The following is a 24613-nucleotide window of genomic DNA, read 5'->3' as shown; positions in this document are numbered from 1 at the left end:
ACTAGGCTGATTCCTTTTTAGCAGATCTAGAGACCTACTTTTCCTTGACGTGATTTTTAAAGAGCCACTGTAGTCACATTAGCCTTTAAAAATTATTAAGATTTATAAGGCACCTTCTATCACTGGACTAGAAGAGCACCGACACTTGGGTTCTACCTGTATGCACAGCTCTTATTCCATTTGCTTTACGCCCGTCGTAGTTAAGGGAGATGTTAAGGCCGTTGCTCAGGCGTTGCTGCAGGTTTAACGACCAGGTTAAATTGTTGCCAGGACGCAGGGCATTCAGAATTTCGTAGCCTACAAACGAATTAATATCGCCTGTATACTTGATGTTAACGAAACGGAAGTTACCAGTAACAGTGCGCTTTCCTACTTGGCTCAATTTTGTTTCTAAGCCAAGTTCATTAAATACTCCCTCCTGCTCATCGTTTTCGGGGGCAGTTTCGTTCTGCCTTAAAGCAAATTGGTAAGTACCTGTAAACCTTAAACGAGTATTGGGTTGATAAGCGAGCTCAGGTGTAAGCTCCTGCGATATAATTTTAAAGTTCTTTGAGTTCAGAAAGTTTGATCTGTTCTCACGGATGCCCTGCACTGCCCTTAGCTGTGTGCTCAACACCTCGTTCAGGTTTAGCCTGCCCACCAACTGATGGCTGCCCACGTTTCGCGTTTCTGTTCCGCTTGCCAGTAAAGATTTCTGTTTGTTTTGCTGCACCGTATACTCTACTCCATACTGTGGGTTACTGCGGTTGTAGTACACTGTGTGCCGTAGTGCATTTGCCATCGAAATTAGAAACTCATCTTCAAAATCTTGGCTAAACGGGTTGAAGCGGTTGCCAAGATCATTATCAGTTGTTTTCTTATCAACACTAACAAAGCTCAGCATAGAAAACTTGGAAGCTAAACCTTTTAATCCATTCTGTCCACGCCAGCTACGTGGGGTACTAGTGTTTAGCCTGTATGTAAAGCGGTTGGTGTAGGCATTTATGTATTCATCCGTAGGCAGAAATATTTTAATGTAACGCTGCTGGTCTATTGTCTGTGCCTCCAGGTAATCGTTAAGGTCAGCAGGATTGCCACCGTCTCTTAAATAGTGTGTGCCCTGCCCCGGCAAAGTCTCTCTAAAAATAAAAATACGTTTCAACTCACGGCCTGTACCAACTGAGTAGCTTAACTCCGACCTAAGTGCGCCATCCAGGAAACCTGCATTCCAATCTACTCTGGATTGTACTGTTTCCTCATTTTTTGCAGCCTCTAATTCTAGCTTTCTATAAGTAGCCTGCACAGCCAAGTCACTTTCGGCGCCCAGCACAGTTTGAAGTATGGCATTGTATGTTTGCCCGATTTCAGGTAAGCCAAGTTCACCGTTAGCAGTTGGGCGCAGGTCTTTGCGATGGCTATAGTCTAGCCTGATTCTGGTGCGGGCTGTGTCGGCGCTCTCTACATAAACCAAGTGCTCTTCAAAGTACATAGCAGACCCAATGATAGAATCTGTACCGATTGCTTTTAACTTATTCTTATCAAACCGATAAAGATAGCCAGGAGACATTTTGCCCGTATTATACTTTATACCTACATCGCCACGGTACCACTCCGACTCCCGCTCCTGCTGCTCACTGTTAAGTATAAAAAAATTATTGCGCAGCTCCACGCGCCCTAGCTTCTTCCAAGCATCTAAGTAATGCTGCACACCATCCAGTTGGTCATCACGGTAGCGCCTGCTGATGCGGTAATTAAAGAAATTTGCTGCATCCTGAGCAGCTCCTACTGAAAAATTCAAAATATGGTCTTCAGCATTTTCTGTCAGGTTAGCTAAACTCCAGTCGCGGTCAAACTCAATGGGGCGGTAGCGGTCTATTGGGCTAAAGTTCTTATCCGTATATTCGTAATTCAGGGCGCTGTTCAGTTTATACTTTCCCAGCCATTCGATCTCTTTTTCCTGCACCGTATATCCAACCCGCACAGCTTTGCCTTTGTCATCGCCAGAGTCAACGTCAGAAAAACGGTTCAGGTCATTTTCAGAGGCGGCGCCTTCTGCAAATACGCTGATGCCTTTCTGTATTTCATAGCTACCCCCAAAGGTCATCAGTTGCTTTTTGCGTGGTGTAGGTAGCACCCGCACTGGCGCATAGTTACCTGCAGACACACCATTTACAGGTTCCACCCAGCGGTATACTCTGCCATTCACAGCATCGGTAGCGGCTACATAATCTCCTTGGTTTGCTCCGACTTCTGTAAAGCGTACATTAAAGTATGCCTCATCTGGGTTTTGGCTATACACAAAAATACTAGCCATACTTTGGCCGTTGTTGTAGAGCGTATCGCGCCTAGCATACAATACCTGGCTAGGGTCGTAAGCAACACTATCAGCGCCGGGAGTAACAGCCAGATTAAGCTCGTCTCCTATACTGGAGAGCAGGCGCTTTTGCTCATCCTGCAGGTCTAGGTTGATGAGGTTGTTCGGGTTATCGGACTCGTTGTAATAATTACCGTATACTTTTAGCCTGCCCATGTTCTGGTAATGATTCAAAGTATAAATCCCCCGGCTGTAGTTTTGGTCTGAGTACTCAAAGTCTACTCTGATACGGGTGTTACGGGTAATAACATGGCGTGTGGTAAAAGTGATTTCCGCCTGATTGTAGTCTATTACATAATCGTAGTCGTAACCTCGTGTTAATAGTCTACCATCAATAAAAACACGCTCTGAATTTGCCAGCACTATAATAAAGCGTTCGTTATTAGGCCCGCGCAAACGGTATGGCCCCAGTACCCCCTCCTGCGGCTCCACCACCTGCGAGGCAAACTTTCCTTTCGAAACAGAGGCTGCTACTGCTGTTACCCCCTGCTGTTCCGGCGACTTACCGAATACAGTCTCGAAGGCTGCACCTTGTACATTTTTATAGTACTGCAGAAAGTATGAAGGCTTGTTTCGCAGTACCACATCGCCGGCTGTCAGCTGCCATTGCTTATGGTTAAGGGTAATATATACTTTATCAAACTCCTGCAGCTGTTGGGTGTTCCCTTCCGGCTGAAAAGGAATGTTTTGGTCTGTGATGGCAGCCGTTATACTTATATCGTCGGTCAGCTTTCCGTCTAACTGCAGGATAAGAGCCGAGTTTACAAATACATTTTGCGTATTACCAAACGAGATACCGCGGCTTATACTTCCGGTTTTATTGAGTCCTGGTGTCCTGAAGATTTCCTCTTTTGTGCTGATATCCTCCTGGTATACATTCCGCTGAAAAGGATTGAGATCAAGTTTTGTGATGTCACGTTTAAATGCTGGCTTTGTCAGGTTTACGGGTAGTACTCTAAAACAGACCAATACTGAGTCAGGCGCAGGAATTCTGGTACCAATACGGTCTATCAATATAGAATCGGACTCAGGAAACTGGGTAAACCTGAACTCCTGCGTGCTGAAGTTGTAGTCGTAAGTGAATTGCTCTTTGCGTGGATGTACAAAAGATATAGAGCTTGGCTCAATAGTGAGGGTATCAAGTATAAAAGCTTCGTTAGAGACAGGCAGCCACTTACAGCGTTGGTTAGTAAAAGAAGACTGAGCTACCAGCGGAATGCTTAGCCAGAACAGGAGCAACAGCAGGTATAGCCCTCTTACATTCATACTTTGGCCAGCGGTAAAGAAATATAAAACGTTGTGCCTCTCCCTTCTTCTGTCTCAAACCATATCTGGCCACCTGCGTTTTCAATTCCTCTTTTAGCCACAGCCAGGCCTATACCAGATCCTGTATACTTGGTACTAAAATTAGGTATAAATACTTTGCCTCTTATCTCCTCCGGAATTCCGTTGCCGTTGTCTTGGATAGAGATAAGTACTTTATCGCCTGCCTCTTGAGTTAGCGAAATATTAATGTGAGGCTTTCGGGTAGCCGGAACAGCCTGAATTGCATTTAGCAACAGGTTATTAAACGTGCGCACCATCAAGCTCTCATCAGCCATAACTATTACCTCATTAGCTGTTATAGTAGTATCTACCACAGCCGTTGCAGGGTCGTTGTGCAAATCCGCTGATTTACGCAGCGCAGCAGCCACGTTTATCTGCTCCTTCTTTGGCTCCGGCATAGAGGTAAAGCTAGAGAAAGACGTAGCAATGTCACTTAAGATGTTGATTTGTGTGATTAGCGTGTGCGAAATTTTTTCGATTAACTGCTCTGTATTGGGCTTCTTCTCAGAGATTGCCTTCTGCAGGTACTGTAACGAGAGCTTCATTGGGGTAAGCGGATTTTTGATCTCATGCGCCACCTGCCTTGCCATTTCTCGCCATGCTGCTTCTTTTTCCTGCATGGCCAATTCCTCCTTGTTCTGCTCCAGTGTAAGCAGCATACGGTTATACTCATTTACCAGCATACCAATTTCATCGGCACCTTCGTAAGCAAGCATTTTATTTTTACCTGTTAGCGAAGTGCGTTTCAATTTATCTGCCAACATGCGCAGTGGCACCGTTAGTGCCCTAGATGCAAAAAACGTCAGGATCATGAACATGATAAACATCACAGTGAATATGTTCATCGTGGTAGTGATCAGTTCAATCAGTTTCAGGTCCAGCTCCTTCTCAGAATCAAAGAAAGGTATACCTACAAACCCAATAAGTGAAGTTGGATCGTTATCGATACGCAGTGGTAAGTAAACAGAATTAAATGTCATGTTGCCCGCATGCTCCTCCAGCAGCACCCTCAGCGCCTGCCTTTCAGAAATTGCAGCATAAGCCTGTGGGTTTATCAGCTCAGAAAGTAAGCCGGTATCAAAAATAAGGGGTTGGCTGGTAGTCAGTAAATGTCCGTTTCGGTCGTAAAGGTTTATATCGGTTTCTGATATTGAGGCAATCTCTGAGACACGGCGCTGTAAAACACCTCTTCGCTCAAAGCTACCTGAGGCTATGAACTCATTTAAGTTTTCCTGTACTGCTTTACCTCGCTGCTCATATGTGTTCATCAAATCCTTTTTATAAGATGAAGTAACAAGACTTGCAGTAGCAATACTTACCAACAATAGCGGCAGAAGTATGCCGAAGTTGAGGAAAACCTGAATCTTAGTGCTAAAATTAGGGCTAAACTCTCTTATATACCTTCGTCTGAACAACAGTAAAAGTATACTTAAGACAATAAATCCTGATATGTACACCAGAAACATGAATGAGAAGTTAGAAAGTACCTCTTTGGCACTATACTTTTGATTTGTAACAACAAGTACTTTATCAGGGCCAGCTGCTACGCCAAAGTGATGATAATCTCCCTGGTTATGTCCGTCATGGTAAAACTCTGAATGTTTGATATGCACCGTGTCAAAATTGGTTGCATAATCATACTCACCTTCGCTATAACTTAGGTTGTTGTTCTCGTAAATTGCAAAACTTAACAGGTCGATACGGAAAGGCTGGTTGTACTGCTGATCGCTTAACAGCTCAGGCAACAGACTGTGCGGCAGCATGCGCTTTAACGTTAATTGCAGCACAACACTACCTTTCATAAAATTACTGATTGGCACCTCTATTACCTGAAAATAGGTGCGGGCGTTATACTTGCTAGGGTCTTTTATTAAGTATAAATTATCCCTTTCTGTTTGAGTCTCAGGTGTGTTATACTTACGCAGTAGTTCCTGCAAAGTGGCGGCCGTTGTATCGGCACTAACCAGGTTTTGTCCTTCACTGTCAAAAAGCAACACATTGGTTTCATACTTGTCAAAGTATTTCCTTAAATACTGCCTTGAAATCTTACGTTTAATAAAGCCTGCATCAATATAAGGGCCCTTCATTTTAGACTGAATAAATCTGTCTTTTGAGATTTTTACCGCTATCTCTTCTAGCAAATACTCTCCTAAAACATCATTATCCTGAAGCAGGTTTGTAGCAAACTTTTGCTTATAGGTTTTAACTTCTTCCTGGTAATGGTTAAACAATGCAAAAGCACCAACAAATGCACTTACCATTATTACTAAAAAAACGAAAAGGTATGTTCTGTAAGGCAGGCTAATAGCTATAGAGTACTGTGCTGAAAGCACTACAACTAACCAGAAAATAGCACCAATAAGTATAGTGGCATATAACTGCATGCTAAAAAATGCACTAACACCAATAGCAACTGCTGTGATCAAAAGCAGAGTTTTAATAGGCCACAGTTTATGTACCTTTTGAACCAAAACTGATACTATAGCAGCTAACATATAAGTAAAAAGTGCTAATGCAATTGTATGCACTACCATTATACCATATATAATAAGTTTGTACTTTGTGAATTCTAGTGATTGTGTGATATCAAGTACTAAAGGAGAATTCTTATAAAGTCCGTGGTAGAATTGATACAACACTACTAAAAGCAGTATGAAAAATAGAAAGCAGCCTATTAAGTACCCTTTAACTTGGTATTTAGTAAGATGATTAAGTTGTGCTAGTACTTTCTTTTTATTGAAAAGGTATAGACCTGCCCCAGCCACAGTTGTAAGCAAAAGCATATTTAAGGCAAGATCTCCTATAGAGGGAGACCAAAAAGACGCTGCGTAGAATTTAGGATCAAATAGACTAACTTCAGCAACGGAAAAGGGAAGTTCAAGCAGAAGTAATATAACTCTATAGCCAAGCAGCATTAGCAGAAAAAACATTATACCGTAGTTATGCCTGCCTCTATTTATTAAATTACGTGTTACAGTAAATGCAAAGGCTATAAAGAAGGCACTTCCTAACAACAGCAGTACTATTTTAATACCTTCCTGCTGTGTCTGCTTTTGTTGAGTTCCAAAATCAAGTGCAAAGAGAAATTTTCTATCTTCAGAGTAAACTACAGGTAATTTCCTTTTAGACTCAAGATCCAACTTTACATCAAATTCTGATAGGATGTCTTTCCTGCCTTTATTAAGCTCCAGGTTAGAGATTAACTTATGATCAAGCTGCAGTGGCACGCAAACATAAACAGCATACTTTTCCTTAAAATGGGGCACTACTATAAAAGCTCCATACTTGCTCCTAACAGTCGTAACTGATTTGAGTGTATTGGTTATATCTAGGTCAGGCACCAAAGTATGGTTAGACCAAAATATAAGCTGTCCGTTTTTGTAAATAAATGTAGGGTATTCTGACTTGATCAGCAGATTTGAAAAGGAAATGGAACCGTTCTCCAGATCTTCACTTATATGAACGGCTTCATTTTGTGCCTCAGAAACGAGCAGGTTTGTGCGTTCGGTAATCGCAGAAAGTTGTGAAGTTTGATCTTGTTCTGTACCGAACTTAGCAAAATTAAAATGTAGAGATGCTGTAACAATAAAGCACAGTACAGAAAGAAGAAAAAAGAATAAGGGCGTTACCTTCTGATTCACAATAGTGTGTTTATCTTCGAATTTAAGCAAAACGCAAGATAAGCCCTATAGATTCATTAAAAGATTAGTATCTAGTGCTGCCGTTTTACAATTTATAAAAATGTATAACCAATAGCATCAACATACGATGATCTCAAGCTATTAAAATGTTGTTATAAGTATAAACATCACAACATTCTATCATTCTCAGCAAGACTTTGTAGGATAAAACTTATAAAGTCCTAATAGTGAATTTGATTCTAATAGCACATTATAAGTTCAATGACTAAATTGCTCAACAGGACTTAAAACTTGAATTCCTAGGATAATACATTTAAGATTTGTCTTGCGCAGGTTTAAACAAAAAAGCTTCTACTTTTCAGCCGTCACCATAAATTCAAATGCGCAATAATCAAGCCTAAGTCTTAACTCAATGCTTCCTGCTTTTTCTTCTTATTACTTCTGTACCACAAAAAGCCTACTGTACCAATAAGTACATAAGGCACTAACATAAGGTAAAGTATACCCGTATTTAATCCTGAACCAACTTCAGATTCTGGATCTTTGCTACCAGTACCTACATTAGACTCTACTGTAGCACGGCACATAGCACATTGACTATAAGCTTCGTTTGAAACAAAAGCAAATGAAAGTATAAGTCCAAATACAGCGAGGAATCGTTTCATATTTTTCTTCATCACTTTATCTATTTTTTGAGGCACTTACTATTTAAGTATAATAAGGAGAAATAAGCAAATACACTAATACACCTGTTACAGCAACATATAACCATACAGGAAAGGTCCATTTTGAAATGCGTCTATGCCTAGATAACTGATTAGTTATCCCAAAGTATACAGACAGCAATACTAGCGGAACTATGACAATAGCTAACACTATATGAGTTAGCAGTATAAAATAATATATATACTTTAGTAGACCCTCTCCACCATATATTGTACGTTGGCCTAAAAAGTGATACGTAACATAAGAAACTAAAAACACAGCTGATAAGCCGAATGCAAATAGCATGGCTGTACGATGTGCTTTCGTGTTGTTACGCTTAATATGAAAGTAACCAGTTACAAGAGCGATGGCAGTACAGGAATTCAGTATTGCATGAAAACCCGGTAAATAAGATACATCTACGTTAGATTCTCCAGATTTTGGCATATAAAAAAGTACAGCCACCACTACAGGTATGGCAACTGAAAGAACTGCTATAAGCGTTAGTACTTTCTTATCGCGTGCATTAGTAAGGTTATTTATTTTTACTGTACTCATCTAGCAATACATTAATTTCTAAAATAAGTCGGTCAACATCTTTATACTCAGTGCCGTCATAAATTCCACGTACACGCTGCTCTTTATCAACTAGCATAAATTTTTCACTGTGAATAAAATCCTGCTGTCCGGGCACCTGTTGAACAGGAAGGTAAAAAGACTCAGAAGCTAATTTATAAATTTGCTCGCGTGAACCGGTTAAGAAGAACCATTTGCCCGGGATTGCATCATATTGATCTGCATAATTTTTAAGAACTGCAGCAGTATCATTCTCTGGATTTACTGTTATTGAAACAAGTTTAATAGAAGGGTTGTTTCGGTAAGCTTCCTGCACTCGTGTCATCTGAGAGGACATCTTCTTACATATAACTGGACAGGTAGCATAAAAGAAATCAACTACGTAGATAGTTTCTTTTAAATCTTCTGACTTTTTAAAAGTTCTACCTTCTTGGGAGGTTAAAGTGAAATCAGGTATTTTACTAAAAACAGTATCGCCTTTAGTATTATAAACTACCTCACCTTTATCATCTAATTCAGGAAAATAAGTTCTTAATGAGAAATAGTGTTCTCCGAATGTAGTGATAAATATAAAAACGAAAATAGGCACTAGTAATAGGAGACCTAGTACTAGTGCCTTGATGTTACTCATTATACGTAAGTTTATCTAAAATAATTTGTAACTGATTCGAAGTAATAGCTTCCTTCTGATATCAAAGCAACCATTAACCAGGCAACTAACGCCATAGGTAAAAGTATACACCAAATAAGAGCTTTAGTTTCATGCTTTAAGTGCATAAACTCAGCAACAATATAAAATGCTTTAAATATTGTCAGAATAATGAAGATCGCATTACGAAGAGTTCCTGCATCCATTGTGAAGGCAAACAAGAACTCTACAGCAGTTAATGCTACAAGTATAAAAAAGGTCTTCCAAATAGCTTTTGTTTGTGGCTTTGGAATTTCACCTGCCGGAAGATCATGATCGTGATGCATTGCCATATTTTTCTCTGTTTATAGCCTGCTTTCGCAGACGAAATTACAGTTTATGTAAGTTTTTAAAATTAGATCAGGTAGAAGAAAGTAAATACAAATACCCAAACAAGGTCTACAAAGTGCCAATAAAGACCTACTTTTTCAACCATCTCATAATGTCCACGCTTATGGTAAACGCCATTTACAGTATTTATGAATATCATAATTAACAATACTACACCAGAGAATACGTGTGTACCGTGGAAACCTGTGATGAAAAAGAATAAATCAGCAAACAAGGGTGGACCATACTGGTTTATAGTTAGATTGGCTCCATATACACGAGTACCATCAGCTAGCAACATACCTTCATCAGTACCTGTGATAAAGTGAGCCCACTCCCATGCTTGGCAACCAAGGAAAGTAGCACCAAACAATATTGTCCACAACAACCACTTCTGTACATCGTTTTTATCCATACGGTGGCCTGCTTCCACTGCTAATACCATAGTTACAGAGCTTAGGATTAGAATCATGGTCATCAAAGCCACAAAAGCAAGAGGTAAATCCATGCCATGTAAACCAGGGAAAGCATTAAATACCTTCTCCGGAATCGGCCAGTACTCAGTTGAGAATGTAAATGCCTCTGGTTCTCCTGTGTAAGGTAAGTGCTTATGGCGCGATAAACCGTAAACAATTAGAAAAGCACCGAACGTGAATGCGTCAGAAAGCAGGAAAAACCACATCATCAGTTTTCCGTAGCTCGCCTTTAACGGCTCATTCCCACCGTCCCATGTACCTGTTTTAGGTTCTTCCAGCGTAGTTGAAGTAGACATAGTTTATGTATTGAAAAAAATTTGTTTAATGATTAATTCTTAAGAATATATACAAATATAGCCAAAGTCCGCCTAAAAAATGCCAATAAACAGTACACAACTGGATACGTAGTATATTTTTAGAATGAACTTTATACTTTAAACTACTCATTAATGTGATCAGTACAAACACTAATCCTGTTACCAGGTGAAATCCGTGTACTCCTGTTAATACATACAAAAATGAGCCGGATGGGTTGCTTGTTGAACCGCCAAAATAGATATTGTTTTGTACTAATTCAGCCCATCCATTCCATTGGCCAATCAGAAAAGCAGTACCTAATGCAGCTGTCAGTATTAATCCCAGCTTTATTGCTTTTATATTATTTTTCTTAGCAGACACATAAGCCCATTGCATTGTTACACTACTAAGAACAATAATTAATGTATTTATTAGAAGTATAGTTGGTAACTCAAATTCAAGCCAATTCCCCTCTTCCCTTCTTACAATGTATGCACTTGTAAAAGCTGCAAACATCATAATAATACTTATAATAATCAACCACAGCGAAAACTTTAATGGATGTACGCCCGAAGATGTGGGACTATTATCGATCCTATTATCAACCATTATCATAGATTAACTTTATCTAAAACAAACGCTATCTGAACGATAGGTAAATATAAAAATGAGCCAAACATTATATTCATTGCGGCCTTCTTAGAACATGTTCGCATTAAATAAAATGTTTGAGCTAAAAACAATACGCCACATACTACCGCTATCATCGCAGATGTAGTGCCAGTCATGCCGAACTGCAATGGCAGTAGACTTAAAGGAATAAGCATCAACGTGTAGATCATGATTTGGACAGCGGTTTTTAGGTCTTTGCCACCAGCTGTTGGTAGCATTTTAAATCCTGCTTTCTTATAATCATCATCTAACACCCACGCTATAGCCCAAAAATGAGGGAATTGCCAGAAAAATTGTATTCCAAATAGTATGATAGCCTCTACTTCAATTGATCCAGATGCAGCTACCCATCCTATTAGTGGAGGCATAGCTCCAGGAATTGCTCCAACAAATACACATATAGGATTGATTCTCTTAAGTGGAGTATATATAAATCCGTAGAGTACTAAAGATAACAGGGATAAAGCAGCAGTTAAAGCATTAAAGTATAAACCAAGTAAACTTACACCAGCAACCCCCAATGTTATACAAAATATGATAGCATCACGCACGCTTATTTGATTTGTGGGTAGTGGGCGCTTAGCTGTTCTTTTCATTACCTTATCCAGGTCTTTTTCCAGTACCTGGTTGATAATATTCGCAGATCCCGTTACCAATAATCCACCAAGCATAACCATGGCAATGCTTAAATATGATGCATTAGGGTATCCAAGAATAAAACCTATGGCACTGGAAAAAGCTACTGTAAAGCTTAATCTAAATTTTAGAAGCTTGAAATAAGCAGATGCTTTGTGTGCCATAATAATTGGTAACGATAGCGAATCTGTTGTAGTAGTACTCATTACTTAGATACAGCTACTGTTTTTGTTGCTGCCTTTTTAGAGGCATAATAATAAACTAAAAGCAATTGAAACTGCACACCGAACAAAAGTGCCGCAAGTGTAAGGTGGAAAGGCTGAAGAAAAGCTGGTATTGCAAAATATGCCATTAATACACCTATCACGATTTCAAAACCTACTAAAACCAACATAATTGTTGTCAGTTTTGTAATTAAACGATTTTTAAGCCTATATACCTCGTATGCCAAGTATGCATATAAAGCAATTAGAATTATTGAAAACGATCTATGAACATAGAAGCTTAAGCCTAATTGATCTACCCAAGTCTCACGATTAAGACCATTTGTAGCAAATGCAATTATATCCACGTTCTCTCTGACCTGTGTGCCAATCAAGATTTGAATAAAAGTGGTTAAAGCTACAAGCCACAAAAGCAGGTAAACTTTTGTACTACTATTAAAATTACTCGCATATAACTCTTTACTAGGTCTAGTAACAGCATATTGTAATAGTGCTACAAGAACCAAGGCTAGAGCCATATGAATTGTAATTGTTACAGGAAGAAGATTAGTCGAAACAACTATAGATCCTAACCATCCTTGTACTCCAACTAGGATAAAACTACCAAACGACAGATAAAATATTGTTTTATCTGTTTTCAAATAAGGTATAGAGTAGAGTACTGTCAGGAATATAAAAAAACCTATTAGTACACCAACCAAGCGATTTAAATACTCAATCCAAGTTTTTGTGACATTAAACTCTGTTTCAATGTACTGACTTGGATGCGAAAATATAGAAGCCGAGATCTCATCAAAACCAACGTTGTTAAGAAAGCCTGCTAGCTTCTGGTTCTTTTCAATTCGCTTCTGTTTGTATATCTCTAGATAGTTCTCAGGTAATTGGCTAACATCAGTCGGAGGAACCCAACTGCCAAAGCACTTCGGCCAGTCTGGGCATCCCATTCCCGAACCTGTACTTCGCACGATTCCTCCGACTAATATTAGGAAGTATACAGCAATAACTGTAAGTACTCCAATATTTCTAAACCTTTTATGAAAAGATTTATTAGACATTAATAATTTACTCTAACTCTCTCTCGCTAGGCAGATTTGATGACTGCGTTTGAGAAAAAGGTACGTTTTGAGGTATAAAATCTTCTGCTGCACCTGGTTTACTATAGTCATATGGCCATCTGTAAACAGTTGGTATTTCACCTGGCCAGTTACCGTGACCTGGTAATACAGGAGTTGTCCACTCTAGTGTATTTGAATGCCAAGGGTTTTCAGTAGCTCTACGACCTTTGAAGATGCTGTAAATGAAGTTAAAAAGGAAGATGAACTGTGCAGTAAAACCAAATATAGCAGCTAAACTGATGAAGGTGTTCATATCAGTAAAGATGTTGAACGTTTCAAAACCAGTCCAGTTATAATATCTTCTTGGGAAACCAGCAATACCAATGTAGTGCATCGGCATGAACACTAGATAAACAGATATGAATGTAAACCAGAAATGCACTGCTCCTAATTTCTCATCCATCATTCTGCCAAACATCTTAGGGAACCAGTGGTAAACCCCACAGAACATACCGAAGAATGCAGCAGCACCCATTACGAGGTGAAAGTGAGCAACTACAAAGTATGTATCATGCAATTGTATGTCTAGAGCCGAGTTACCAAGAATAATACCTGTTAAACCACCAGAAATAAATAGAGAAACGAATCCAACTGCAAACAACATACCTGTTGAGAATCGGATATTACCTCTCCAAAGTGTAGCTATCCAGTTAAATACTTTAACGGCAGATGGCACAGCAATTATAAGCGTCAGGAACATGAATACTGACCCTAAGAACGGGTTCATCCCTGTAACAAACATGTGGTGAGCCCACACTACGAATGAAAGTACTGCAATACCGATCATTGATCCAATCATAGCTCTGTAACCAAATATAGGCTTACGAGAGTTTGTAGCGATAACTTCAGAAACAAGACCGAATGCTGGAAGAATTACAATGTATACTTCTGGGTGACCCAGGAACCAGAATAAGTGCTGGAAAAGGATTGGGCTACCACCTGTGTTTGTTAAAGCCTCACCCGCGATATAGATATCAGATAGGTAGAAACTAGTACCAAAGCTTCTGTCAAAAATAAGAAGTAACGCAGCTGAGAAAAGAACAGGGAATGATAGTAAACCTAAGATTGCTGTAAAAAACAATGCCCATACTGTAAGCGGCATCTTTGTCATTGACATACCTTTTGTTCTCAAGTTGATAATTGTAGTGATATAATTAACACCAGCCAACAACTGTGAAACAATAAATAATGCCATAGAGATAAGCCACATTGTCATACCTGAAGCAGAACCTTTAATAGCTTGTGGCAATGCACTTAGTGGAGGATAGACTGTCCAACCACCTCCAGCAGGACCTGTCTCAAGGAACAGAGACCAGAACATAACTATACTTGCTAGGAAGAAAATCCAAAAAGATAGCATGTTCATGAAACCAGAAGCCATGTCTCTAGCACCGATTTGAAGCGGAATTAAGAAATTGGCAAATGTACCACTTAGACCGGCTGTAAGTACAAAGAATACCATGATAGTACCGTGCATGGTAACCAATGCAAGATAAAACTCAGGATCTAACTTACCATTATCAATCCAGCCACCTAGGATAGGCTCTAGAAAAGTGAATGTTGCTTCCGGCCAGCCTAACTGTAAACGGAATAATATTGAAAGAAAACCTCCAACAAAAGCCCAAAAAATACCTGCAAACAAGAATTGTTTAGCAATTACTTTATGATCTTGGCTAAAGATGTACTTCTCAAAAAAGTTCTGATCGTGATGATGATCATGCTCTTCGTGAGCATGCACATCTGTATGGATAGAGATATCTGTACTAGACATTTTAAAAAGTATTTAAATGCTACAATTCTGATTTAACTTCTTCAGTTGTTACCACTGTATTGTTCTCTGCAACAGTCTTTTGGCTAGATGAAGACGAGAATTTAGCTACAACTTCTGGATTCTGTTCTGCAAAGGGAGTCTGTTTTGCTAACCAAGCCTGATAATCTTCTGGTTCGTCAACTACAAGAATGTAGCGCATTGCAAAGTGGCCACGTCCACAGATCTCTGTACAAGCAAGCTCGTACTTAAAGTCTGGATTGCCTGTTTCGCTACGCATTTCATCAGTTGTTTTCGTAGGTACAAACCAGAATTTAGTTGGCATACCTGGTACAGCATCCATTTTAACACGGAAGTGAGGTAAGAAAACACTGTGAATTACATCTCTTGAGCGAATTTTGAAAAGTACAGGCTGACCTTTTGGAACGTGTATTTCCATTGGCATAAAGTCATCCTTAGCAGCAGGATCGCTAAAATCAACTCCGAACTCATTCGTTGCATCAATTAGAGTGTGTTTAGCTACACCTAACTGCCCGTCTGCACCAGGATAGCGTACCATCCAGTTGAACTGTTTACCCATCACCTCGATTACAACAGCGTCCTCAGGGGCTGCACTTGTAATTTTAGTCCAGGTTTTCCAACCACCGAATACAAGTAATGCCATTACTACTGCCGGTATCATAGTCCAAACTATTTCAAGTTTGTTATTATGCGGATAGTAGTAAGCACGCTTATCATCTTTGTGCTGGTACTTAAATGAGTAAATGAATAAAAGGATTTGCGTAATTACGAACACCACGCCAATAACGATCATAGTTGTCCAGAACAAATCATCAGTCCACTCACCATGTACAGAGGCTAATGGAAGATTCATTGTATCCCAAGAGTCTGCAAATGACCAAACAAATGCAGCACCACCTAAAATCAGGAATAAAAGGAAAAGTGTACTGTTTACGCGGTTACTGGTTCTCGTTGTACCAACAGCACGCTGTGAAGAACCTCTAAATATAGAGGCTAGCGTACCTATTCTGAACAATAGGAACAGAATAACGAATAATAAAACTATGGATAAACCTATGGCGAACGTAATCATTATATAACGCTTTTAGTATAGTCTCTAAACATGATGGTGAACACTCTCCTCTAAGAACGGGTGATTTACCGGTACAAGGGATGCTTTTGTCAAACCTTTTGTGAATGTCACTAAGAACACACCAAGGAAAATAAGAGCCGTACCAATTTCTATAAATCCTAATCCTGCATCTCCACGCATTGTACCTGGCATCATCATTAGGTAGAAGTCGAACCAGTGGCCAATAAGTATGGCGATTGTTACGATTTTTAACATGATCATTTGACGCTTTGCATCTCTTGTCATTAGAACAAGGAACGGGAAGGCAAAGTTTATTAAAAGATTAAAGAAAAATATCCAGGTAAACTTGCCGTGGCTTCCGCTCAATCGTTCAATAAAATAGATAGATTCCTCAGGAATGTTTGCGTACCAGATCAGCATAAACTGAGAGAACCATATGTATGTCCAGAAGATAGAGAATGCAAATACAAACTTACCCAGATCGTGCAGGTGGTTCGAGTTTACCATTTTCAGGTATCCGTTCTGCTTTAGTATGATTACTGTAAGTGTTACTGCTGCTAATGAAGATACCCACCAGCTTGCAAAAACATACCAGCCGAACATGGTTGAGAACCAGTGTGTGTCAATAGACAAAACCCAGTCCCAGGCTGCAGTTGATGAAGTCACACCGAATACTACTAGGAACATAGCAGATATTCTGATGCTCTTATGATAGTATGAAGTACCACCATAAAGATCTTCATTAATCGACTGTCTTCTTAACCAGTTAAAGAAAAGGATCCATAGTGCAAAGTATACAACCATTCTGATCAGGAAGAACCAGAAATTCAGGTACCCTGATTTGCCGGCAATTATCGGGTCATAACGTGGATCATCGATGTCGTATAAATATTCATGTGTCCAGTGGAAGATATCGTGATTTCCGAAAAGGAAAACTAATAACATTACTGCTCCACCTATTGGCAGGAAGTAACTTAATGCTTCTGGTATACGCTTTATCAGCACTGACCATCCTGCGTAAGCTACATATTGCACAGCCACGAAAAATACACCGCAAAGCGCAATACCTGTAAAGTAAACGTTATTTAACCATAAGTTCATAAGTAAGCGTTTTACCCATGAAGCCGGTTCGTGAGCTACTGCTGCAGCTTCTCCATGGCCTCCAGCTACTTCGTGGTGATCACCTCCGCCTAAAGCCATGAACAATATACCTACTATAAGCAGCACAACACCTATAGCAATCATCATGAAAAACCTGTTATTCGTTTTTCTAGATATAATGAGTCTTTCTTCTGTCATTATCCTTTATAATTATGCCTTAGACTTAGTTGTTAGCAGCTACAGGAGCTGTTCCGTTTTCTGTACCAGTTGTATCAGCAGGTGCACCTGTATCAGTAATTCCTTTCTGAAGCTGCTGCACGTACATTACAATTTTCCAACGCTCAGTTGGGTCTACCTGCGAACCATGTGGCATCATACGGCCTCTGCCATTTGCAATAACATGGTAAATATGGCCGCCAGGAAGCGTAGCAACACGACCTGCTGTATAAGAAGGTACGCCTTTGAATTTCTGGCCTACTAAACCTTGTCCATCTCCTTGTTCGCCGTGACATGGAGCGCAGAAGCGGGTATACAATACCTTACCTTCTTCCAGGTTTACCGAAGTTACAGCAAGCGGATTTTTCAATTCCACGCCAGCTGTTTCAGCATCGTCTTTTGACAGGTAATCGTTATAGCCCATTTTACCACGCGCTACTGTACCTTCAGCGGGCTGGCGCATGTTCATGCCGCCTGGGTTAAACTTGTTTTCTTTGATCTGTGAATATGGATCAAGTGGAACAGAATGGTACATATCAGGGGCATACTCAAGTCCTGGATTCTGGTCGTTGCTGCAAGCAACAACCAAAGCAGATGAAAAAAGTATGGCTGAGGCTCTTAGTCCTATTATAGATAGTCTTTTCATTATTTTACTACCTCCTTCTCATTAACTTCTATTGCACCGTTTGTGCGAAGCAGGTTATTTAAAGCAGATAAATCAGTAACACCCTCTTTCACTTCAATAGCCATCACAAACTTATCGTCTGTAGAGCGCTTATCGAACACGTTTACACGAAGCGATGGCTTTAACTTACTTACAATAAAGAAAGTGATTACCATACCGAAAGCTGCACAAAGTACAGTTAATTCGAACGTTACCGGGATAAATGCCGGAAGTGAGATGTGTGGCTTACCACCAATAATCATTGGCCAGTCAAAACCAAGCATCCAGATCTGCATCCATAGTGCGAACGATGTTCCGAATAAACCGCAGAAGAAAGCCACGATCGGTAGTCTTGAGCGCTTTATACCTAACACATCATCAATTCCGTGTACAGGATATGGTGAGAATACATCGTAAATCTTAGTACCGGCAGCGCGGATGTTTTCGATGGCCGTTAACAGCACATCTTCATCATCATAAATACCTAGAACAAATTTCTTATTCATTGCTGTGATGTGTATTAGTGTTCAAATCCTTTTCAGTACCATGCATGGTCTTGTGTGGGTGGTGTGTTACACCTGAAGATGACTTCAGGATCGCTTTTACCTCAGCCATGTTTACTACCGGGAAGAATTTCGCAAACAGGAAGAAAAGTGTGAAGAACAGACCAATGGTTCCTACATATACCCCAACGTCAATACTTGTCGGAGAGAACATTGCCCATGAAGATGGCAGGTAGTCTCTGTGCAGTGAGGTTACAATGATCACGAAACGCTCGAACCACATACCGATGTTTACAAAGATCGAAATGATGAACGTGGCTGTTAGGCTTCTTCTGATCTTTCTGAACCAGAATAACTGAGGAGTAATTACGTTACACGTCATCATTGACCAGTATGCCCACCAGTAAGGACCGAAGGCACGGTTGATGAAAGCATACTGCTCATACTCCACCCCGGAATACCAGGCGATAAAGAACTCAGTAGTATAGGCGACACCTACAATAGAACCAGTAAGGATGATTACCTTGTTCATCGACTCCACGTGCTCCAGCGTAATATAATGCTCCAGCTTGAAAGTCTTTCTGGTAATGATCATTAGGGTTAATACCATGGCAAAACCAGAGAAGATCGCACCAGCCACAAAGTATGGAGGGAAGATAGTCGTGTGCCAGCCTGGAATAACAGACGTAGCAAAGTCCATGGATACGATCGTGTGTACAGAAAGTACAAGTGGCGTTGCCAGACCTGCAAGAATCAACGATACTGTTTCGTAACGTGACCAGGCTTTAGCTGAACCGGTCCAGCCGAAAGAAAGAACGGAATATGCTCTTCTTGCAATCGGGCCTGTTGCTCTGTCGCGGATGGTAGCAAAGTCAGGAATAAGACCAATGTACCAGAATACTAAAGAAACAGAGAAATACGTTGAAATTGCGAATACGTCCCAAAGAAGCGGTGAGTTAAAGTTAACCCATAGCGAACCGAACGTGTTTGGCAATGGAAGTACCCAGTAAGCTAACCAAGGGCGTCCCATGTGCAATACTGGGAACATCGCGGCGCAGATTACGGCGAAGATTGTCATCGCCTCTGCTGCACGGTTAATAGAGGTTCTCCATTTCTGGCGGAACAGTAAAAGGATAGCGGAGATAAGTGTACCGGCGTGACCTATACCTACCCACCACACGAAGTTGGTGATATCCCATGCCCAGCCAACTGTCTTATTCAATCCCCACTCACCTATACCGAACCACAGGGTACGGTAAACCGAGTACATAAATATAGCTAAGCCGATTAACGATACAGCAAGAGCGGCTGCCCAACGTGCGTTGGGTTTGGCCTCCACTTGTCTGCAGACATCTTCGGTGATGTCGTGGTATGTTTTACCCCCCGTTACTAGAGGCTCTCTTATCGGAGATACATGCTGCATAACGCTCTCGAAATTTTATTTTTAAGCTAAGTTTCTAATTTTAGTCAGGTATGTTACGTTTGGCTGAACGTTAAGCTCCTCCAGTACGTGGAAAGCACGCTCTCCTTTCTGACGCTGCAGGATTCTGGATATGCGGCTTTCTGGATCCTTCATATCACCGAACACGATCGCTTCAGTTGGGCAAGACTGTGCACAAGCTGTTACTATTTCACCGTCTTTAGGTCTTCTGTTTTCGCGCTTAGCCTCAAGTTTACCGAGCTGTACACGCTGAACGCAGAACGAGCATTTCTCCATTACACCTCTGCCACGAACAGTTACATCCGGGTTCAACACCATCTTGCCAAGATCGTTGTTCATTGGCTCGTTAAAGTTGAACTTGTCGTTGTTTGCATAAGCAAACCAGTTGAAGCGACGTACTTTATAAGGGCAGTTGTTAGCACAGTAGCGTGTACCAACACAGCGGTTGTAAGCCATCTGGTTAATACCTTCAGAGCTGTGCATAGTGGCAGCAACCGGGCAAACCGTTTCGCATGGTGCGTGGTTACAGTGCTGGCACATCATTGGCTGGAAAATAACAGAAGGGTTTTCTGCCGGATTTTCCATAGTGGCATAGTCTTTTTCTTCGTGCTCAACTGCGCTGTAGTATCTGTCGATACGCATCCAGTGCATTTCACGGCGGTTAAGAACTTCTGCTTTACCAACTACTGGTATGTTATTCTCTACGTTACAGCTTAATGTACAAGATCCGCAACCAATACATGAGTTAAGGTCGATAACCATACCCCAATGGTGGTTCTTGTACTCGTAATCATCCCAAAGTGAGATAGCAGACGGCTTTGCGGGTCCTTCGTGGGTTGCAATGCGGATATACTCTGTTACCTCTTTAGGATTCTCTTTATACTTAGTCAAGTTGCTCTCCTGAACTACCAGACGGTCCATGATGGTATGGTGTGTCTGTGTTTGAGCGATTGGAGAGGTTGAACCGGTTTTCTTTAGCTGAACTGAGCTGCTGTAAGATAAACCGTTGTTAACTACTGTAGCCACAGCAATTGCATTGGCTCCCAGGCCTTTTGCTACCGGAGCAGATTCAAGCTCGCGGCCATAGCCCATGGCAATACCAATGGTGCCGTTCGCCTGTCCTGGCTGGATAAGAGCCGGCAGTTCAATGGTTTTGCCGTTAGCTAAAGTTACAGCCACAACATCACCTTGTACAATGTCCATCTCTTTTGCCATGCTGATTGGCATAGCTACGTAGTTACCCCATGTAGCCTTAGAGATAGGATCTGGAAGCTCCTGCAACCAAGGGTTGTTTGCCTCAGCACCTGAACCTATACCCACTTTCTCGTAAAGGACAGCCTCAATGCCAGTTGGCTTAACAGTTCTTGTTGCCGTAGATGCAGCTGCAGTAGAAGCAGCCACTTTCAGCATGCTTGTACCGTTCTCAACCACACCATCGTGCACGGCTTTCTCCCAGAACTTGTTAAAGTCGCCGGTTGCTACTTTTCTCCAGTTATTGCGGATATACTCATAGAAGTTGGTGCTGTTACCGCTCCACGTCAATAAGCTATCTTGCATCTGGCGGGTAGTAAAGATCGGGCTGATCACCGGCTGTGCGATACTCAGGAAGCCTCTCTTCGGCTCAAAGTCGTTCCAAGACTCCAGGTAATGGTTGTCCGGTGTAACGAAGTCTGCTAAGGAAGCAGTCTCGTCAGCTCTGTCAGCAAAAGATACTTTAAGAGCAACTTTCTGAAGTCCGCTAACTACTTTATCAGCAAGTGGGTGATCGAATGCCGGGTTTGCGTTGTAGAAGAATACAGCACCTACCGAGCCAGCGTTCATATCGTTGATCAGACGGATCATCTGAGCATCGTTACCCTGCTTTGTAAAGTATGGAGAAGCTGAATCGATAGTTGTTCCTTCTGCACCAAGCGCCTTGTTAATGGCAGTAACCATTGCCTGAACACCCGGATCGTTTGAGCCGGATACCACAAGGGCTTTGCCTGCATTAGCCTTAAGATCTCTGATCGCAGCTGCAAGCGCTTTGCCATCACCAACGTTAGTTGATGCTGATCCACCACCAGTTATTCCGTTATAAATAGCCGTAACCACAGCCGCCTCTTCAGAAGGCTTTATTGGCACACGAATATCTGCGTTACCGCCAGTCATCGAAAGAATTGTTTCGAACTGGTAGTGACGTGACATCGTAGGGTTGTCGGCATCAATCTTTCTGTTTTGAATGTACTGCTTTGCAAAAGGGATTGGTGCACCCCATGTACCTAAGAAATCAGCGCCAATGCTTACAATGATGTTAGCTTTGCTGAAATCGTAACCCGGGAATACGCCACCGTTTGCTGCCAATAGAGCAGAAGCAGAATTTGCATCATACACTACGTGCTCAAAGTTGCCGAAACGTGAACCAAACTCATCGATCAGCTGCTTGGTTGAAGGGCTGATGATAGTTGATGAAACTAACGCTACCTTGCCGCTTACAGAAGCTAAACGAGAAGCAATTTGCTTATCTACTTCTTCCCACTTTGCTTCTTTACCTTTAATTAAAGGGAAACGAAGACGGTTGTTGTCGTAAACACCCAGTAGAGATGCCTGTGCTCTGGAGCTGGTACCGTAAGGCGTTACTGAAGAAGAAGGGTTTGGTTCGATCTTGATCGGACGGCCTTCACGTGTCTTAACAAGAATGCTGTTATAGTCACCGTTCAGGTAGTAAGTAGAAGCATACCAGTTAGCTACACCTGGCTCTACATCTACTGGTTTGTTTAAGTAAGGAATTGCTTTTCTCACAGGGGCCTCGCAAGAAGCCAGAGAAACAGCAGCCACACTAAAGCCAAGAAGCTTCAAAAAGTCCCTGCGCTGCGTTTTACCGTTAGAAGACGAGCCTTCACCTTTCGCTTCGTCTAGTGGCAGGAATTCTGGAAACTCGTTATGAGCGTGCTTCGCGAACTCAGGAGTGTTATTTAACTCCTCAATTCCTTTCCAGTATTTTATTCTGTCTTGCATATTATATCTAGAAAACTCGAATACTAAATGAAATGATATTGATTAATAGTGGCACTTAGAACACTCTGTACCACCATTCGATGACACCGTAAAGGCTCCTTTAGACGAAGACTCGTGCAGTTCTACCAGTTTGTCGTAGTAGCCGTTGCCTTCTGTGTTAAGCGGAGTTTCGCGGTGGCAGTCGATACACCAGCCCATTGTTAATGGAGAATACTGGTAAACAACATCCATTTCCTCAATAGGACCATGGCAGGTCTGGCACTCTACACCACCCACCTGTGTGTGCTGCGAGTGGTTAAAGTATGACAGATCAGGCAGGTTGTGAATTCGCACCCACTCAATTGGTCTGTTACGCTCAATAGCTCTGTAGATCTTCTGAATTTCAGGAGACTCTGTTTTGATCTGGCTGTGGCAGTTCATACAGATGTTTGCTGATGGAATACTAGCACTCTTGCTCTCGTAAACTGTTGTGTGGCAGTAGTTACAGTTGATCTGGTGCTCACCGGCGTGCAGTTTATGCGAGAAAGCGATTGGCTGCTTTGGTGCATACCCCTGCTGAATACCGATGCCCATTACTTTATCAATTGTAAGGTCTAACAGCACTACCACAAAGATCAGCACTACAAGCGTGCGTACAGCTTTTGATTTGTAGATCTTAGAGAAGTCGAAACGCTGGTTTACCACCTCGTTATCGTACTCATCCAGTTTGCGGTTCTTGTTAAGATAGTTCCTAAGAAGCGAAGTGATAAGTAAAAGTGTCACCACTAATACAATTAGCACTACAATCAGCACTACAAGTACAATATCCAGGTACTGACCAACTGCGCCTATAGCCTCTGTTCCAACGTTTTCGCCAGGGGCAGCTCCCTCAGGACCAGCAACCGGAGCAGAAGCAACACCTTTACCAGATTCGATATAGGCAAGAATAGACTTTACCTCATCGTCAGAGAACGCAAAAGAAGGCATCGCCTGCTTATTGTACTCAGTATAAATGGCTACAGCATCCTTATCACCTGCAGCGATCAGGGCCTGTGAGTTTTTGATCCACTTGATCAACCAGCCTTCGTTTCTCTTCTGTGTGATGCCTTGCAGACCAGGCCCAACTATAACGTCAGAACCGGCAGAGTGACAAACTACGCAGTTGTTTTTGAAAAGGGCTTCGCCTGCATCAATCACAGCAGGATCACCTGCAGGGGTTGCATCAGTGGTTGCGCCTTGCGTAGCACCGGGCTCTACTCCTTTTGTTGCTACTTCAGCCTGTTCGCTAGCTTGCTCCTGGGCAAAGGCGCCAAAAGAAACTACCAACGCAAGTAAGAAGGCAAAAAAGATTTTGGATTTAGTTTTTAATATACAGCTAATCATAGCCAAGATCACTTGTGTGTGTTTAGTATAATGGTGAATTTACTTTACGGGCACAAATCTACTATGCGAAATCCATTAATCAAATAGAATAAGTGTATTTTTGGATTGCACTAAATTACACCCCCAACTATTTGCTAAAACCTCATTTTTTGAGCACTAGAGGCCATTATTTAGAATTGATTTAAATAATATTCTTTGCACTGTATTACCTCTCGCCCTTAGATAAAGCCTAAAGCTTAACGGCTTTTTTATACACTCTACTAAGCTGTGTTAGATCCAAAAAATTTATTTAGAAACAACTTCTACTCTTATATGTTTAAGTTGCTTTGTCAGCTTATATATAATAATATATTATCACCTAAACCCTGACTCTTAATACAGCTCTCAGTCATACCTCCTTCTATACTTTAGCTTCACTTATTATATAAGCAC

At 41.3% G+C, this 24613-nt stretch carries 18 protein-coding genes; all 18 read right to left on the bottom strand.

The features are described 5' to 3' along the window. Positions 1 to 127: 127 nt before the first annotated feature. The 18 genes from WG943_RS18065 to WG943_RS17980 all read right to left on the bottom strand — a co-directional run bounded on the left by WG943_RS18065 (position 128) and on the right by WG943_RS17980 (position 24181). Positions 128 to 3619: a hypothetical protein gene (locus tag WG943_RS18065; RefSeq protein ID WP_340411152.1), complete on the bottom strand. Its 3492-nt coding sequence runs from the start codon at positions 3617 to 3619 to the stop codon at positions 128 to 130. Further along, positions 3616 to 6105: a sensor histidine kinase gene (locus WG943_RS18060; protein WP_340411150.1), complete on the bottom strand. Its 2490-nt coding sequence runs from the start codon at positions 6103 to 6105 to the stop codon at positions 3616 to 3618. The genes WG943_RS18065 and WG943_RS18060 overlap by 4 nt, the downstream gene beginning before the upstream one ends. A 1619-nt stretch (positions 6106 to 7724) precedes the next feature. Further along, a complete protein-coding gene (locus WG943_RS18055; RefSeq protein ID WP_340411149.1) occupies positions 7725 to 7985 on the bottom strand; it encodes a hypothetical protein in 261 nt (86 codons plus the stop codon). 43 nt (positions 7986 to 8028) lie between these two features. Continuing rightward, positions 8029 to 8583 (bottom strand): DUF420 domain-containing protein, encoded by a 555-nt coding sequence (locus WG943_RS18050; protein ID WP_340411147.1) that lies wholly within the window; start codon positions 8581 to 8583, stop codon positions 8029 to 8031. After that, entirely contained in the window at positions 8561 to 9232 is a 672-nt protein-coding gene (locus WG943_RS18045; RefSeq protein ID WP_340411145.1) for an SCO family protein, read from the bottom strand. Before WG943_RS18045 ends, WG943_RS18050 begins: the two co-directional genes overlap by 23 nt. Positions 9233 to 9243: 11 nt before the next feature. Next, positions 9244 to 9582 carry a cytochrome C oxidase subunit IV family protein gene (locus WG943_RS18040; protein ID WP_340411143.1) on the bottom strand — a complete coding sequence of 113 codons (339 nt, stop codon included), beginning with the start codon at positions 9580 to 9582 and terminating at the stop codon, positions 9244 to 9246. Positions 9583 to 9644: 62 nt separating this feature from the next. Then, complete coding sequence (locus WG943_RS18035) at positions 9645 to 10391, bottom strand: cytochrome c oxidase subunit 3 (RefSeq protein ID WP_340411142.1); 747 nt, start codon at positions 10389 to 10391, stop codon at positions 9645 to 9647. A 25-nt stretch (positions 10392 to 10416) separates the two neighbouring features. Then, complete coding sequence (locus tag WG943_RS18030) at positions 10417 to 11007, bottom strand: cytochrome c oxidase subunit 3 (protein WP_340411140.1); 591 nt, start codon at positions 11005 to 11007, stop codon at positions 10417 to 10419. Beyond that, a complete protein-coding gene (gene cyoE / locus WG943_RS18025; protein ID WP_340411139.1) occupies positions 11004 to 11906 on the bottom strand; it encodes a heme o synthase in 903 nt (300 codons plus the stop codon). Before cyoE ends, WG943_RS18030 begins: the two co-directional genes overlap by 4 nt. After that, positions 11906 to 12979, bottom strand: a complete 1074-nt coding sequence (locus WG943_RS18020) for a COX15/CtaA family protein (RefSeq protein WP_340411137.1) — start codon at positions 12977 to 12979, stop codon at positions 11906 to 11908. Before WG943_RS18020 ends, cyoE begins: the two co-directional genes overlap by 1 nt. A 7-nt stretch (positions 12980 to 12986) precedes the next feature. After that, positions 12987 to 14810 carry a cytochrome c oxidase subunit I gene (locus tag WG943_RS18015; protein WP_340411135.1) on the bottom strand — a complete coding sequence of 608 codons (1824 nt, stop codon included), beginning with the start codon at positions 14808 to 14810 and terminating at the stop codon, positions 12987 to 12989. A 19-nt stretch (positions 14811 to 14829) separates the two neighbouring features. After that, the gene (locus WG943_RS18010) at positions 14830 to 15900 is read right to left on the bottom strand and encodes a cytochrome c oxidase subunit II (protein ID WP_340411134.1); all 1071 of its coding nucleotides are present in this window, start codon (positions 15898 to 15900) and stop codon (positions 14830 to 14832) included. Positions 15901 to 15924: 24 nt separating this feature from the next. Then, positions 15925 to 17199: a quinol:cytochrome C oxidoreductase gene (locus WG943_RS18005; RefSeq protein WP_445323649.1), complete on the bottom strand. Its 1275-nt coding sequence runs from the start codon at positions 17197 to 17199 to the stop codon at positions 15925 to 15927. 25 nt (positions 17200 to 17224) lie between these two features. Next, positions 17225 to 17863 (bottom strand): c-type cytochrome, encoded by a 639-nt coding sequence (locus tag WG943_RS18000; RefSeq protein WP_340411130.1) that lies wholly within the window; start codon positions 17861 to 17863, stop codon positions 17225 to 17227. Next, positions 17863 to 18387 (bottom strand): DUF3341 domain-containing protein, encoded by a 525-nt coding sequence (locus tag WG943_RS17995; RefSeq protein WP_219878104.1) that lies wholly within the window; start codon positions 18385 to 18387, stop codon positions 17863 to 17865. The genes WG943_RS18000 and WG943_RS17995 overlap by 1 nt, the downstream gene beginning before the upstream one ends. After that, positions 18380 to 19807, bottom strand: a complete 1428-nt coding sequence (gene nrfD / locus WG943_RS17990) for an NrfD/PsrC family molybdoenzyme membrane anchor subunit (RefSeq protein ID WP_340411126.1) — start codon at positions 19805 to 19807, stop codon at positions 18380 to 18382. The genes WG943_RS17995 and nrfD overlap by 8 nt, the downstream gene beginning before the upstream one ends. A gap of 21 nt (positions 19808 to 19828) precedes the next feature. Beyond that, positions 19829 to 22819 (bottom strand): TAT-variant-translocated molybdopterin oxidoreductase, encoded by a 2991-nt coding sequence (locus tag WG943_RS17985; protein WP_340411124.1) that lies wholly within the window; start codon positions 22817 to 22819, stop codon positions 19829 to 19831. 42 nt (positions 22820 to 22861) lie between these two features. Then, entirely contained in the window at positions 22862 to 24181 is a 1320-nt protein-coding gene (locus WG943_RS17980; protein ID WP_340411122.1) for a c-type cytochrome, read from the bottom strand. Between the last annotated feature and the right edge of the window lie 432 nt (positions 24182 to 24613).

This window comes from Pontibacter sp. H249 (genome assembly GCF_037892465.1).
Taxonomy (GTDB): domain Bacteria; phylum Bacteroidota; class Bacteroidia; order Cytophagales; family Hymenobacteraceae; genus Pontibacter.
Note: the sequence above shows the minus strand (reverse complement) of the source record. Positions and strands in the feature narration are given on the sequence as shown.

Excerpts from the sequence above, each read along its gene's own strand:
- WG943_RS18050 (WP_340411147.1), bottom strand. The coding sequence starts at position 8,583 with ATGAGTACAGTAAAAATAAATAACCTTACTAATGCACGCGATAAGAAA.
- WG943_RS18045 (WP_340411145.1), bottom strand. The coding sequence starts at position 9,232 with ATGAGTAACATCAAGGCACTAGTACTAGGTCTCCTATTACTAGTGCCT.
- WG943_RS18020 (WP_340411137.1), bottom strand. The coding sequence starts at position 12,979 with ATGTCTAATAAATCTTTTCATAAAAGGTTTAGAAATATTGGAGTACTT.
- WG943_RS17985 (WP_340411124.1), bottom strand. The coding sequence starts at position 22,819 with ATGCAAGACAGAATAAAATACTGGAAAGGAATTGAGGAGTTAAATAAC.
- WG943_RS18030 (WP_340411140.1), bottom strand. The coding sequence starts at position 11,007 with ATGATAATGGTTGATAATAGGATCGATAATAGTCCCACATCTTCGGGC.
- WG943_RS18040 (WP_340411143.1), bottom strand. The coding sequence starts at position 9,582 with ATGGCAATGCATCACGATCATGATCTTCCGGCAGGTGAAATTCCAAAG.
- cyoE (WP_340411139.1), bottom strand. The coding sequence starts at position 11,906 with ATGAGTACTACTACAACAGATTCGCTATCGTTACCAATTATTATGGCA.
- WG943_RS18000 (WP_340411130.1), bottom strand. The coding sequence starts at position 17,863 with ATGAAAAGACTATCTATAATAGGACTAAGAGCCTCAGCCATACTTTTT.
- WG943_RS18065 (WP_340411152.1), bottom strand. The coding sequence starts at position 3,619 with ATGAATGTAAGAGGGCTATACCTGCTGTTGCTCCTGTTCTGGCTAAGC.
- WG943_RS18010 (WP_340411134.1), bottom strand. The coding sequence starts at position 15,900 with ATGATTACGTTCGCCATAGGTTTATCCATAGTTTTATTATTCGTTATT.
- WG943_RS17980 (WP_340411122.1), bottom strand. The coding sequence starts at position 24,181 with ATGATTAGCTGTATATTAAAAACTAAATCCAAAATCTTTTTTGCCTTC.
- WG943_RS18005 (WP_445323649.1), bottom strand. The coding sequence starts at position 17,199 with ATGACAGAAGAAAGACTCATTATATCTAGAAAAACGAATAACAGGTTT.
- WG943_RS18015 (WP_340411135.1), bottom strand. The coding sequence starts at position 14,810 with ATGTCTAGTACAGATATCTCTATCCATACAGATGTGCATGCTCACGAA.
- WG943_RS18035 (WP_340411142.1), bottom strand. The coding sequence starts at position 10,391 with ATGTCTACTTCAACTACGCTGGAAGAACCTAAAACAGGTACATGGGAC.
- WG943_RS18055 (WP_340411149.1), bottom strand. The coding sequence starts at position 7,985 with ATGAAACGATTCCTCGCTGTATTTGGACTTATACTTTCATTTGCTTTT.
- WG943_RS17995 (WP_219878104.1), bottom strand. The coding sequence starts at position 18,387 with ATGAATAAGAAATTTGTTCTAGGTATTTATGATGATGAAGATGTGCTG.
- nrfD (WP_340411126.1), bottom strand. The coding sequence starts at position 19,807 with ATGCAGCATGTATCTCCGATAAGAGAGCCTCTAGTAACGGGGGGTAAA.